Source organism: Pantoea hericii, assembly GCF_014155795.1.
Lineage (GTDB): Bacteria > Pseudomonadota > Gammaproteobacteria > Enterobacterales > Enterobacteriaceae > Pantoea > Pantoea eucalypti.
The window spans coordinates 257,581-270,585 of the sequence record NZ_SCKV01000004.1; the positions used below are offsets into that span (position 1 = coordinate 257,581).

At 55.7% G+C, this 13,005-nt stretch carries 14 protein-coding genes and 1 tRNA gene; 8 read left to right on the top strand and 7 right to left on the bottom strand.

From position 1 onward, the window contains the following. Positions 1-125: 125 nt before the first annotated feature. Positions 126-944 (top strand): DUF4225 domain-containing protein, encoded by an 819-nt coding sequence (locus H7K52_RS10800; protein WP_008924966.1) that lies wholly within the window; start codon positions 126-128, stop codon positions 942-944. Here the strand turns inward: H7K52_RS10800 and H7K52_RS10805 are convergent. The 3 genes from H7K52_RS10805 to H7K52_RS10815 all read right to left on the bottom strand — a co-directional run bounded on the left by H7K52_RS10805 (position 941) and on the right by H7K52_RS10815 (position 2,291). Beyond that, a complete protein-coding gene (locus H7K52_RS10805) occupies positions 941-1,264 on the bottom strand; it encodes a hypothetical protein (protein WP_008924965.1) in 324 nt (107 codons plus the stop codon). The two genes, H7K52_RS10800 and H7K52_RS10805, sit on opposite strands and share 4 nt — an antisense overlap. A 352-nt stretch (positions 1,265-1,616) precedes the next feature. Then, positions 1,617-1,693: transfer RNA gene (locus H7K52_RS10810), tRNA-Arg, on the bottom strand. A gap of 94 nt (positions 1,694-1,787) precedes the next feature. Continuing rightward, positions 1,788-2,291 (bottom strand): DUF1198 family protein, encoded by a 504-nt coding sequence (locus tag H7K52_RS10815; RefSeq protein ID WP_008924930.1) that lies wholly within the window; start codon positions 2,289-2,291, stop codon positions 1,788-1,790. Positions 2,292-2,463: 172 nt separating this feature from the next. Here H7K52_RS10815 and folD point away from each other — a divergent pair, with 172 nt between their 5' ends. Both folD and ybcJ read left to right on the top strand, forming a co-directional pair. Continuing rightward, positions 2,464-3,330 (top strand): bifunctional methylenetetrahydrofolate dehydrogenase/methenyltetrahydrofolate cyclohydrolase FolD, encoded by an 867-nt coding sequence (gene folD / locus H7K52_RS10820; RefSeq protein ID WP_003849457.1) that lies wholly within the window; start codon positions 2,464-2,466, stop codon positions 3,328-3,330. After that, entirely contained in the window at positions 3,331-3,543 is a 213-nt protein-coding gene (ybcJ, locus tag H7K52_RS10825) for a ribosome-associated protein YbcJ (protein ID WP_003849455.1), read from the top strand. Between the two features lie 27 nt (positions 3,544-3,570). Here the strand turns inward: ybcJ and H7K52_RS10830 are convergent, their stop codons facing one another. Together H7K52_RS10830 and cysS are read right to left on the bottom strand one after the other, a co-directional pair. Beyond that, positions 3,571-4,677, bottom strand: coding sequence for an AAA family ATPase (locus H7K52_RS10830; RefSeq protein WP_182630036.1), 1,107 nt, complete (start codon positions 4,675-4,677; stop codon positions 3,571-3,573). A 33-nt stretch (positions 4,678-4,710) separates the two neighbouring features. Continuing rightward, a complete protein-coding gene (cysS, locus tag H7K52_RS10835; RefSeq protein WP_008924928.1) occupies positions 4,711-6,096 on the bottom strand; it encodes a cysteine--tRNA ligase in 1,386 nt (461 codons plus the stop codon). 212 nt (positions 6,097-6,308) lie between these two features. Here cysS and ppiB point away from each other — a divergent pair, with 212 nt between their 5' ends. From ppiB to purK, 4 genes are all read left to right on the top strand, one after another. After that, entirely contained in the window at positions 6,309-6,803 is a 495-nt protein-coding gene (ppiB, locus tag H7K52_RS10840) for a peptidylprolyl isomerase B (protein ID WP_003849447.1), read from the top strand. Continuing rightward, complete coding sequence (gene lpxH, locus H7K52_RS10845) at positions 6,803-7,519, top strand: UDP-2,3-diacylglucosamine diphosphatase (RefSeq protein ID WP_003849446.1); 717 nt, start codon at positions 6,803-6,805, stop codon at positions 7,517-7,519. Before ppiB ends, lpxH begins: the two co-directional genes overlap by 1 nt. A gap of 130 nt (positions 7,520-7,649) precedes the next feature. After that, complete coding sequence (gene purE / locus H7K52_RS10850) at positions 7,650-8,156, top strand: 5-(carboxyamino)imidazole ribonucleotide mutase (RefSeq protein ID WP_003849444.1); 507 nt, start codon at positions 7,650-7,652, stop codon at positions 8,154-8,156. After that, on the top strand, positions 8,153-9,217 hold the full coding sequence (gene purK / locus H7K52_RS10855; RefSeq protein WP_182630037.1) for a 5-(carboxyamino)imidazole ribonucleotide synthase: 1,065 nt from the start codon (positions 8,153-8,155) through the stop codon (positions 9,215-9,217). Before purE ends, purK begins: the two co-directional genes overlap by 4 nt. 83 nt (positions 9,218-9,300) lie before the next feature. Here purK and ybbP read toward each other — a convergent pair whose 3' ends face one another. Both ybbP and ybbA read right to left on the bottom strand, forming a co-directional pair. After that, complete coding sequence (gene ybbP / locus H7K52_RS10860; protein ID WP_182630038.1) at positions 9,301-11,718, bottom strand: putative ABC transporter permease subunit YbbP; 2,418 nt, start codon at positions 11,716-11,718, stop codon at positions 9,301-9,303. Continuing rightward, positions 11,715-12,401 (bottom strand): putative ABC transporter ATP-binding protein YbbA, encoded by a 687-nt coding sequence (ybbA, locus tag H7K52_RS10865; RefSeq protein WP_010259059.1) that lies wholly within the window; start codon positions 12,399-12,401, stop codon positions 11,715-11,717. Before ybbA ends, ybbP begins: the two co-directional genes overlap by 4 nt. Between ybbA and tesA the strand changes: the two genes are divergently transcribed. Next, complete coding sequence (tesA, locus tag H7K52_RS10870; RefSeq protein ID WP_181162210.1) at positions 12,369-12,995, top strand: multifunctional acyl-CoA thioesterase I/protease I/lysophospholipase L1; 627 nt, start codon at positions 12,369-12,371, stop codon at positions 12,993-12,995. The genes ybbA and tesA overlap by 33 nt on opposite strands. Positions 12,996-13,005 lie beyond the last annotated feature (10 nt).

Consider the following 13,005-nt stretch of genomic DNA (forward strand, 5'->3'; position numbering starts at 1 on the left):
ATCATCGATAAATTGCTCAGCATTGCAAAACTTGCACACCTCAATTTGTGATCCCATACAACTCCAGCTATTTTAGGATCTGAAAATCACGTTTAGTGAGACCACGTTTTTACAGAGGTACTGTTATGGACAACTACTGGGACACAAAAAGACTCTCAAACTACTTTCTGACGATGGCAAATCTTGAAGCTAATCATTTAGTTAACATAGCTACTTCACTTTCTCAATTTCACCTCAAGGATGCTCTTGTAAAACTGAAATTCCAGGATGAGGTGCGCGAGTTCGCTCGTTTACAGATCCATACCATTCGTACTTCAAATTCTGACGATCAGTGTCAGGAGTGCATTCAGAATCTTAAGCAGGAAAGTCAGCATCTCAAGATTCAGGACAGAATGCTTAGGACCGGTGAAGCTGTCGTATCGTCTTCCGTGCAGTTTTATCATGACCATGAAAAGGTCATTGGATATGTCATCAATGGGATCGGCGTGGTGTTAAGTGGCTTGCAAATCGTGGCTGGTGTCGGTCTGATTGTAGGTTCTGTCACTACAGGTAATATTTTAGGTGTTGTAGCGGGTTCGACCCTGGTGATGAATGGAGTGGGATCAGGGATTGAGAGCATAGGAAAACTCAGCGGTGTGCCTCACCCATCGAACCCAATAAGAGATAAATATGAAGATGTTGCAGATTTTTTTGGTTTTGATAAGCGACTCGGCTTGTTAGCCTATCAGGTAGTTGATTTGACAACATCATACTATGGCATTTTCAAACTGACTTTAAAGCCAGAAGCATGGCGGCTATACAAATATCTGCCAACAGACTATTACCGCAAGGTTCAGGTTATGAGTAAACCAGCACTTGCCTTAAAAGGCGCTGGAGCAGCCTATAAGGGGGCTGGAGTAGGTTTGAACCTATACCAAATGCAAAATAGCCCTGCACAAAACTAACCTCTGGTTTTTCTGATAAACCTGTTAGCTTTCCAGGAGAGGTTCAGAGGAGTCACAAAATAGACCACAAGAAATGCAAACGTCAGAACAATAATATATGGAATGGCATTGGAAGCATCCGCATTGAAAATGCCATCCAGTCCAATCAGTAGCAAAATAACAAGAGCAATGACACCGCCCCAGAAGCGTTTACTCAAATCAATAACGAGGCTTTGTAGTGTATCTTTTTTTGATTCGTCTTTTTTAATGATGCTCTTGAGCTTACCGATATCTTTAGCAGAGAAGCCGTTATTATAGAGTTCTTGCTCAAATTCGTTCATCTGATTCATCCTGAATAACGTTGCGATACGTGCGAAATATAGCACAGTGAACGAGACACATGCTAACCAACCTGCTTACCTGGCCAGCACTGGTATCAACGTTTCCTCACCTCAGAAGGCTCTGCCTGAACATCATATCCATGCAATTGCGCATGATATTAAAATGCTATATGCAAAAAACAGCATGCACAATAAGCAGATCGTAAGCACAGAAAAATACTAACCTATCCAAACAGCCATGCGAGTAATGCGGGCAATTCGTTTTTTGAACATAAATAAGAGTAAAATGTTGAGGTATCAAACTGACAATAGAGAAAAAAGAGTCTCAGTATGCAAAAAATAGGAGAGAATTTGGTACGCCCTACAGGATTCGAACCTGTGACCTACGGCTTAGAAGGCCGGTGCTCTATCCAACTGAGCTAAGGGCGCATGGAGATGGCACGGATTATACGTCGGGAAGCGGGTACGTCAACGTTTTTGCCGTTTCCCCGCAGCGAAGTGCTGCGGGAATAACCAATTGGCGTCAGTGACGACTGCGCCATTCGCTGAGCGACACGAGTTTACTGCTGCCGGTCAATTCTCCTTCCAGCTCAATCCCTTGTGATGTGAAGCGCGCGTTGTATTGCTCACGAAGTGCGTGCAGTTCCTGACTGTCCGGTTCCAGCTGGCGCAGAAAGCCCAGCGCGAGTAGCAGCTGCTGGCGGCTGATAAGCGGTGAAAAACCGGCGCGACTGAGAATCGTATGCCAGCGCTGGCTGTTCTCCTCGCTGCCATCAACAATCAACACCTGCCAGATCAGCAGTACCGCTGCGCCATTATGCAGATGCGTTTCATTATCGTGGCTGAGATAGTCGGTAAACTCTTTCGCGGCCTCTTTTCCCATCATAGAGATCATTGATTCCACCTGTACCGGTGGCAGCTGCAGTCGTTTGCTGAGCCGCTGGGCGGCGTGGCGTGAGCCCGCGGTGAGCAGCTGAAATCCAGCAACAAATACCACCGCCAGAGTCGCAAGCATTATCCAAATCATTACATCGTCCCCGGATTGTCCTGCAGATATCATACGCATGCAGGCTGGCATCGTCGCGACGAAAACATCGGAAAGCGCATACACGGCTGAAACTGTAACTGACAGCAGCCCACGCTTCTGACAAAATAGCGCCCTTCCCCGATTCAACACAACACAGTGGATTTCCTCTCTGATGGCAGCAAAAATTATTGACGGTAAAACGATTGCGCAGCAGGTGCGCGTTGAGGTTGCGGAAAAAGTGAAGCAGCGTCTGGCGGCCGGAAAACGTGCCCCAGGTCTGGCAGTGGTTCTGGTGGGTGAAAATCCGGCTTCGCAGATCTATGTGGCCAGCAAACGCCGCGCCTGTGAAGAGGTTGGTTTCCACTCCCGCTCTTACGATCTGCCTGCCACCACCCGCGAGGCTGAGCTGCTGGAGCTGATCGATAAGCTCAATCAGGATGATGAAATCGATGGCATTCTGGTACAGCTGCCGCTGCCAGCGGGCATCGATAACGTGAAAGTGCTGGAGCGGATTACGCCTGACAAAGATGTCGATGGGTTCCACCCTTATAACGTCGGCCGCCTGTGTCAGCGTGCACCAACCCTGCGTCCCTGCACGCCACGCGGTATCGTCACGCTGCTGGAGCGCTACAACATTGACACTTATGGCCTGAACGCTGTGGTGGTCGGGGCATCCAACATCGTTGGTCGTCCGATGAGCATGGAGCTCTTGCTCGCGGGCTGTACGACAACGGTTACCCATCGCTTTACCAAAGATCTGCGTCATCACATTGAGCACGCCGATCTGCTGGTCGTTGCTGTGGGCAAGCCAGGCTTTATTCCGGGCGACTGGATCAAACCCGGTGCCATAGTTATCGACGTGGGCATTAACCGTCTGGAGAGCGGCAAAGTCGTAGGCGACGTTGACTATGACAGCGCATCAGCGCGCGCATCTTACATTACTCCGGTGCCGGGCGGTGTGGGTCCAATGACAGTAGCAACATTGATTCAAAACACGCTGCAGGCGTGCGAAGAGTTTCATGATAAAGAGGTTTTTTAAATGACAAGTTTTTCACTGGGTAAATTCCCGCATGTCGATCTGTGTGACCTGTTAAAGCTGGAAGGCTGGGTTCAGAGCGGTGCACAGGCGAAAGTCGTGATTGCCGAGGGTGAAGTGAAGGTGAATGGCGCGGTTGAAACCCGTAAGCGCTGCAAGATCGTAGCCGGTCAGACCGTGGAATTTGCCGGTTTCCGCATCACTGTGGTCGAGTAATTCCGGAGCGTCCCTGCGGGGACGCTATTAGAGCGGTTCATCCTCCTTCACACGCGTCTCCCCTTCCCGTTGCTCCAGTGCAATATGATTCACCGCCGTATGCTGCGCAATCAGCGTTGCAAGTCGGGGTGAATGGCTGGTGATCCAGAGCTGACTGTACTCGCTGGCTTCGGCGATTAACCGCGCCAGCGCAGGCAACAAATCCTCATGCAGACTGTTTTCCGGTTCATTCAGTGCCATAAAGGCGGGTGGACGCGGGCTGAGCAGCGCCACAACCAGACAAAGAAACCGCAGCGTGCCATCAGAAAACTCCGCGCTCTCCAGCGGACGCAGAATGCCATGACGGGACATCAGCATCTGAAAACGGCCGTTCTGCACCTCGACGTCAAACTGGCAGTCGGGAAACGCCTGCGCCATAACCTCAAACAACAGTTCTGAATGACCACGCTCCACGATGGTCGCCCAGGCCGCCGCCAGATTGCGGCCATCGTGAGCGAGCACCGGCGCACGCACGCCAATCTGCGGCGCACGAATCGGTGAGCCGGGCCAGACCGCGAACTCGTGGTAGAAGCGCCACTGCTGCAGACGTTCACGCAGTTGCGAAAGCTCCGGATAAAGATGGGGTTCGCCAAGCTGACCAAACAGCGACTCCTCCGGATGCAATACTGCCGGATAGGCGACGCGCTCACCTTCAACGTTGTGCAGAAAGGCGGTCTGGTTTTCGCGCTGCATGATGCAGGCAGAAGGACGACGTCGCTGGCCGCTGAGCCAGAGCCGCTCCTGCTTCAACAGCGGATCCAGATTGAACAGGCTGGTCGACAGTGGCCCGGGAAAACCAATCTCCAGCTGGTAATCCATATCATCCATCACCACCGCCAGCTCCAGTCGCTTTGGATCGTGTCGGCGATCGCCCCGGCGTAAACCACCGGCCCACATCGCTTTCTGGATGCCGCCTTCTTCAGCCAGCGCCAGCGCCAGACGACCGCTGGCAGCCTCATGCAGCAACCGCACCGCTTTATAGAGGTTGGATTTACCGCAGCCGTTGGGACCGCTCACCACATTCAGCTGCTGAAGCGATAGCGTCAGGTTGCGTATTGAGCGGAAGCCGCGGATCTGAATCTGTTCAATCGCCATAATAAAAAAGGGCGATTGCTCGCCCTCTCCGGTTTATTTTCGACGCCAGCTGGACCCTTGTGGCCCATCTTCGACGATGACACCCAGCGCGTTAAGTTTGTCACGCGCGATATCCGCTTCTGCCCAGGCTTTGGCAGCGCGTGCATCGGCACGAGCCTTCACCCAATGCTCAATCTCGGCAACTTCTTCGTCATTCACCTGCGCGCCGCTTTGCAGGAACAGCTCAGGATCCTGCTGCAGGATACCCAGCACGTTAGCCATTTCGCGCAGTTTAGACGCCAGCGCATGTGCTGAAGCACCATCTTCACTTTTCAGACGGTTGACTTCACGCGCCATGTCGAACAGCACCGAGTAGGCTTCCGGGGTGTTGAAATCATCATCCATCGCGCTGCGGAAACGCGCTTCAAACGCGTCGCCGCCGCTTGCAGGCACGCTGCTGTCGGTGTGGCGCAGCGCCGTGTAGAGACGCTCCAGCGCCGCACGCGCCTGATTCAGGTTATCTTCGCCGTAATTAAGCTGGCTGCGATAGTGACCGGACATCAGGAAGTAACGCACTGTTTCCGCATCATAATGTTGCAGCACGTCACGCACGGTAAAGAAGTTGCCGAGTGATTTGGACATCTTCTCGCGGTCAACCATCACCATGCCGGAGTGCATCCAGTAATTGACGTAAGGGCCGTCATGGGCGCAGCTCGACTGAGCGATTTCGTTTTCATGGTGCGGGAACATCAGGTCTGAACCGCCGCCGTGGATATCAAAATGCGTACCCAGCTGTTTGCAGTTCATCGCAGAACACTCAATGTGCCAGCCAGGACGCCCGTTGCCCCACGGCGATGACCAGGCTGGCTCATCCGCTTTGGACATTTTCCACAACACGAAATCCATCGGGTTGCGCTTCACATCGGCCACTTCAACGCGTGCGCCCGCCTGCAGTTGCTCCAGATCCTGACGCGACAGCGCGCCGTAATCGGTGTCGCTGAGCACATCGAACATCACGTCGCCATTGTCCGCTACATAGGCGTGACCGCGAGCAATCAGCTTTTCCACCAGCTCGATAATCTCAGCGATGTGACGGGTCGCGCGCGGCTCCTCATCGGGCGGCAGGATCCCCAGCGCAGCGAAGTCATTGTGCATCTCGCCGATCATGCGATTGGTCAGGGTTTCGATACTCTCGCCGTTTTCGTTGGCGCGTTTGATGATTTTGTCATCAATGTCAGTGATGTTACGGACATAATTAAGCTGATAACCGAGGTAACGCAGGTAGCGCGCCACGACGTCAAATGCCACGAACGTCCGCCCATGACCAATGTGACAGAGGTCATACACCGTGATGCCGCAAACATACATCCCGATTTTACCGGCATGAATGGGTTTGAATTCCTCTTTCTGTCGACTCAGGGTGTTATAAATCTTAAGCATTGAACGGTTCCGTTTTCGCGTGTGGTTGGCACTTTTAAGTATCCAGACATTGTGCCGTATTTTTATCGCTCGCGCGACGCAAAGCAAGCCAACTGCGCCGTGCTGCTGACGCGTCATTGGAAATTATGATATAAGAACGGTCGACAAAAAGGGGTACGCCAATCGACACCGCGACCTCAGCAACTGATGACAACCTTTACAGGACGACAAAAATGGTAACTTTCCAGACGAACCATGGCGATATCGTAATCAAAACTTTCGATGATAAAGCGCCGGCAACCGTACAGAACTTCCTGGATTACTGCCGTGAAGGTTTTTACGACAACACCATTTTCCACCGCGTAATCAACGGCTTTATGATTCAGGGCGGCGGCTTCGAGCCGGGCATGAAGCAGAAAGAAACCAAAGCCGAAATTCAGAACGAAGCGAACAACGGTCTGAAAAACACCAAAGGTACGCTGGCAATGGCACGTACTTCTGCGCCGCACTCTGCCACCGCACAGTTCTTCATCAACGTAGCTGACAACGACTTCCTGAACTTCCGTGACGAAAGCGTTCAGGGCTGGGGCTACTGCGTGTTCGCTGAAGTGGTTGAAGGCATGGATGTGGTCGAGAAAATCAAAGCAGTCTCTACTGGCCGCAGCGGCATGCATCAGGATGTGCCAAAAGATGACGTCGTTATCCAGAAAGTGACCGTCAGCGAGTAATGTCGCGCACGCTGTTTATCGCAGATCTCCATCTGTGTCAGGAAGAACCGGCGATTACCGCCGGTTTTCTGCATTTTTTACAGCGCGAAGCGCCCCACTGCGACGCGCTCTATATTCTCGGCGATCTGTTCGAAGCCTGGATTGGTGACGACGATCCCAATCCTCTGCATCAGCAGATTGCCCGCGCCCTGCGCGCCCTCCCGGTTCCGGTCTTCTTCATCCATGGCAATCGGGATTTCCTGATTGGCCGACGCTTTGCGCGCGCAAGCGGCATGACGCTGCTGCCGGAAGAGCAGGTGCTGACGCTCTACGGCCATCGGCTGCTCATCATGCACGGTGATACGCTCTGCACCGACGATGCGGGTTATCTGCGCTTTCGTGCCAAAGTGCACAATCCGTGGATCCAGCGACTGTTCCTGGCGCTGCCGTTGAGGATCCGCAAACGCATTGCGGCCCGGATGCGCGCCGACAGTAAACAGGCAAACCAGCACAAATCCCAGACCATCATGGATGTAAACCAGGAGGCGGTCACTGCCGCTATGCTGCGCCAGCAGGTGCCGCTGTTGATCCACGGTCATACCCATCGCCCCGCCATTCATACGCTGAACCTGCAGGGTGAAACGGCGGAACGCGCGGTGCTGGGTGCCTGGCACAGCCGGGGTTCCATGATTCAGCTCGACGCCAGCGGCATTCAGCTCATCGATTTCGACTTCTAATCTGCGGTTAATTCGCGGACGTTAGCGGGACGCAACCGTTTTCCTTGCGTGCTTCTCATGCTATTCTCGGTGCCCTTCAAAACCTGTCCGCCCGGCCAGGTCTGTTTGTCTATTCACAGGAGTTGACCGCATGTCATCCAACGCCCCGGCCCGCATCGCCATTGTTATGGGTTCCAGAAGTGACTGGGCCACCATGCAGTTCGCCGCTGAGATCCTCACCAGCCTGGACGTCCCTTTTCATGTTGAAGTAGTCTCTGCGCACCGTACCCCGGATAAACTGTTCAGCTTTGCCGAAACGGCAGCCGATAACGGTTTTCAGGTGATTATTGCTGGCGCAGGTGGCGCAGCACATCTGCCAGGTATGCTGGCGGCAAAAACTCTGGTGCCAGTGCTGGGTGTACCGGTGCAGAGCGCTGCACTAAGCGGCGTGGATAGCCTCTATTCAATTGTGCAGATGCCGCGCGGCATTCCGGTCGGAACGCTGGCGATTGGCAAAGCAGGCGCAGCCAATGCCGCGCTGCTGGCCGCACAGATTCTGGCGCTGCATGACAGTGGGCTGGCGTCACGCCTGACGACCTGGCGTCAGAGTCAGACCGATGAGGTGCTGAACCATCCTGATCCGCGGGTGGATGCATGAAGCCGGTTTGCGTACTGGGCAACGGCCAGCTGGGTCGTATGCTGCGTCAGGCAGGTGAACCGTTGGGGATCGCGGTCTATCCGGTGGGTCTGGAGGCGGATCCTGCTTCCCTGCCCATCGCTGACAGTGTGATCACCGCCGAAATCGAACGCTGGCCGGAGACCGCGCTGACGCGCGAACTGGCGAGCCATCCGGCCTTTGTTAACCGTGATATTTTTCCGCGTCTGGCCGATCGTCTGACGCAGAAACAGCTGCTGGACCAACTGGGGCTTGCCACCGCGCCATGGCAGTTGCTGGCCGATAAAAGCGAATGGCCGGCAGTGTTTGACTCGCTGGGCGAACTGGCCATCGTGAAAAGCCGCACCGGCGGTTACGACGGGCGAGGTCAGTGGCGTCTGCGTGCTGATGAGACGCATCAGCTACCCGAAGCGTGTTACGGCGAATGTATCGTTGAGCAGGGCATCAACTTTTCCGGTGAAGTCTCACTGGTGGGCGCACGCGGTCACGATGGCACCGTTGTATTCTATCCGCTGACGCATAACCTGCATCAGGATGGCATTCTGCGCACCAGTGTAGCGTTTCCGCAGGCAGACCAGGTTCAGCAGCAGCAGGCTGAATCGATGCTCAGCGCCATTATGCAGGCACTGAATTACGTTGGCGTAATGGCAATGGAGTGTTTCGTTACGCCTGATGGGCTGCTGATTAATGAGCTGGCGCCCCGCGTGCACAACAGTGGTCACTGGACGCAGAACGGTGCGTCGATCAGCCAGTTTGAGCTGCATCTGCGCGCCATTCTTGGTCTGGCATTGCCACAGCCGATGGTATTTGCGCCGTCGGTAATGGTTAATCTGATCGGCACCGATGTGAATCTCAGCTGGCTGCAGCAGCCGCTGGTGCATCTGCACTGGTACGACAAAGAGGTGCGACCGGGCCGTAAAGTGGGTCATCTGAATCTGACCGACAGCGATGCAAGGCGGCTCAAAACAGCACTCAATGCGCTGGTGCCCCTGCTCCCGGAAGAGTACGCCAGCGGCATCGCCTGGGCCGTTGAAAAGCTGTAGTTTCCCGTTACCCGCTTGCGGGTTCTTGGGGCGTTCCGGATAAAGGTTAAAGGCGGCCTCATGCCGCCTTAGTCAGCCCTGCCTTATGCCGCATCAAACTTCCTGAACAACGCCTTCCCTTTCAGTAACCGAATCCCAAGCCAGCCACCGCACAGCGATAACAGCAACGCGCCGCATAACGGCAGTGCCAGCCATAATGTCCAGTCAGGCTGCCAGGGGAAATCGAAAATCTTTGTCTGTAATCCCCATAGCGCCGCTTCTGCTCCCATCGCGGCCGCCACGCCCGAGACGACGCCGAGCAGGGCAAACTCACACCACAGCGTGGTGCGTAGCAGTCTTTTGCCCGCACCCAGCGTGCGGTAGACCACCAGCTCCTGCCTGCGTTGCCGCATTCCGACCTGAATCTGCGCCAGCAGCAGTAACACACCGCAGGCAGTGACCAGTACCACCATGATCTCCAGCGCCCGGCTGACCTGCGTCAGTACCTGACCGATCTGCTGCATGATGCTGCCGATATCCAGCAGACTCAGCGCCGGAAAAGCACGATTCAGCTGCGCCAGCAGAACCGGATTCGCCTCCATGCGGAAGCTGGTGAGCCAGGTCTGCGGCTGGCTGTCGAGCGCCCCCGGCGGGAAGATAAAGAAGAAGTTCGGCTTCAGGCTTTCCCAGTCCACTTTACGCAGGCTGGTAATACGTGCGCTGAACGTCTGCGTATCGCCGTCGAACGTCAGGGTATCGCCGAGCTTCAGCCCCAGCCGATCCGCCAGTTCCACTTCCATCGACACTTCACCCGCTTTTGGTGGCCAGTTGCCTGCCACCAGCGGATTGTGATCCGGGCGATCGGCCAGTTCCGTCAGGTTGAGCTCACGGTTCAGGGCGTTATCCAGCTTCGGATCGGCCGGTTTGCCATTGAGTTCACTAAGCCGTACTCGCGCAATCGGGTAAAAGGTCCCGGGCGCGATCTGATGCGACTGCAGGAAGTCACGCACCTGCGGCACCTGATCGGCCGTCATGTTCAACAGGAAGAAGTTCGGGCTATCCGCCGGTAACTGCTGCTGCCAGCGATCCAGCAGATCGCCACGCATTACCAGCAGCAGCGCCAGCAGCATAAACGACAGTGAAAAAGCGGCGAGCTGGCTCAGCGTCATGCCGGGCTGGCGCAGCAGCCGGTTGATCGCCAGTCGCAATGCCAGATTGCGCACCACCAGCCGACGCAATAGAAGCAGAGTTCCCCAGCCGAGTAACGCCAGTAATCCTGCCAGCACCACCACACCCGCCAGCAGCGCCCAGAGCATTTTACTGCCGCCGACCAGCAGCGCTAACAGCGTCACGACCACCACGATCATTACCGGAATATAGAACTTCAGCGGCCAGAGATTTGCCACCGCATCGCGCCGCAGCACCCGCAGCGGCTGGGTTGCCAGCAGCAGACGATAGGGACGCAGTCCCACCAGCAGCGAAATTACAAACAATGAACCCACTGTCCAGATCCATGGCCAGACGCTGGCTGCCGGTAAGCTGGCAGGCAATACCGGTTTCAGCATCGCCATCAGGATCGCTTCCACACCCTGCCCCACCAGGCCACCGGCAATCGCCGCCAGCAGCAGCACCGCCAGCCACTGACCGATGATTAAGCGCTGCAACGCGCCGTGCGTCGCACCCAGGGTTTTCAGCACCGCCACCAGATCGTAGCGGCTGCGGCAGTAGTGACTCATGGCGACCGCCACGGCTGCAATCGCCAGCATCAGCGTCAGCAAGGCCGAGAGCAGCAGGAATTGTTGCGCGCGCTGCATCGAACGGCCCAGCGCATCTTCCGTGTTCTCAACGCTGATCCAGCGCTGATCCGCCTTCAGCTGCGGCTCAATCCAGCGGTCATAGCTGGTCAGCTGGTCAGGATTACCAGAGAATTTATAGCGCCAGGTGATGCGGCTGCCCGGCTGAATTGCACCGGTTTTCGCCGCATCTGCCAGGTTAATCAGCAGACGTGGCGCCATCTCAAACGGGTTAAAGCCGCCATCCGGCTCCTGAATTACCTCGCCGCTGATGCGCAGCTGGGTGTCTCCCACTTCCAGCGTATCGCCCACTTTCAGATTGAGCAGCGCCATCAGGCGCGGTGCTGCCAGCGCGGTGCCTGCCTGCGGTCTCAGCCCCGGAGGTTGCGTCTGTAAGGTGCCAAACATCGGATAGCGATCATCGACCGCTTTGACTGAGGCGAGTTGTGGCGACTGCCCGGCAAAGGTCATGGTCATGAAAGTCAGTTGAGAACTGACCGTCAGGCCGTTTTCCTTCGCTTTTTCCAGCCAGGCTTCCGGGGCAGCTTCAGTGCTACGCAGCGTGCGGTCACCCGCCATAAAATCACGACTCTGCTGATTCAGCCCTTTTTCCATGCGATCGCTGATTGAGCCCAGCGCCAGTACACAGGCTACCGCCAGCGTCAGAGCCAGCCAGACGATCAGCAGTGAGGGGGAGCGCCACTCGCGCCAGAACCAGCGCCAGATCATTGCTCCTCCCACAATTTTCCGTCACGCAGCCGCAATCGACGGTCGCAACGCGCCGCCAGCTGTTCATCATGCGTCACCAGAATCAGCGTGGTGGCGAAGTCGCGATTAAGAGAAAACAGCAGGTCGGCAATACGGTCACCCGTTTTACGATCGAGATTGCCGGTGGGCTCATCGGCAAACAGCAGGCCCGGACGACCGCTGAAGGCGCGGGCCAGCGCGACCCGCTGCTGTTCGCCGCCGGACAGCTGGGCGGGCAGATGATGCAGACGCTCACCCAGCCCGAGTAGCGTCAACAGTTCACGCGCCTGTTCGCGGCTCTGGCGATCGCTGTCGCCGCGCAACAGTGATGGCAGTTGAACGTTTTCCTGCGCATTCAGAGTCGGTACCAGCATAAATGACTGAAACACAAAACCAACCTGCCGGGCACGCAGTGCTGCACGCTGCTCTTCATTCATCTGGTGCAGCGGCTGACCCAGCAGATGCACTTCACCGCTGCTGCCATCGTCCAGCCCGGCCAGAATGCCCAGCAGGGTAGACTTGCCGGAACCCGACTCGCCAATCAGCGCAATGGTCTCGGCTGGTTTGACAACCAACTCAACTCCGGTGAGGATGGTTAACTGATGCTCTCCCTGACCGACGGACTTAGTAAGATGATGAACTTCAACAATGTTTTCCGCTGGCATTATCCCTTCCTGTTATTGATTCTTCTGCTGGTATCCCGTCTTGCTGCTGCAGATACCCTGATGGTGCTGGGCGACAGCCTGAGTGCGGGCTATCGCATGTCTGCCACTGCGGCCTGGCCCAGCCTGCTTGATAAGCAGTGGCAGCAGAAACCGAAAGTGGTCAACGCCAGCATCAGCGGTGATACTGCTGCCCAGGGACTGGCGCGCCTGCCTGCGCTATTAAAACAGCATAAGCCGCAATGGGTGTTAATCGAACTGGGCGGTAACGATGGTCTGCGCGGTTTCCCGCCCGACGCTATCGCACAGAATCTGAGTAAAGTGATCGACGATGTCAAAGCCGCTAATGCGAAACCCTTGCTGATGCAGATCCGTCTGCCCGCCAACTATGGCCGCCGCTACACCGAGGCGTTCAGCGGCATCTATCCGGAGCTCGCACAGCAGCATGCCATCCCTCTGGTGCCCTTTTTTATGGAGCAGGTCTATCTGAAACCCGAATGGATGCAGCAGGATGGTATTCATCCGAATCCTGATGCTCAGCCGTTTATCTCTGCGTTAATGGCAAAAGAACTGGCCCCCTTAGTTAAGCAGCCGTAACGCGCCAGGA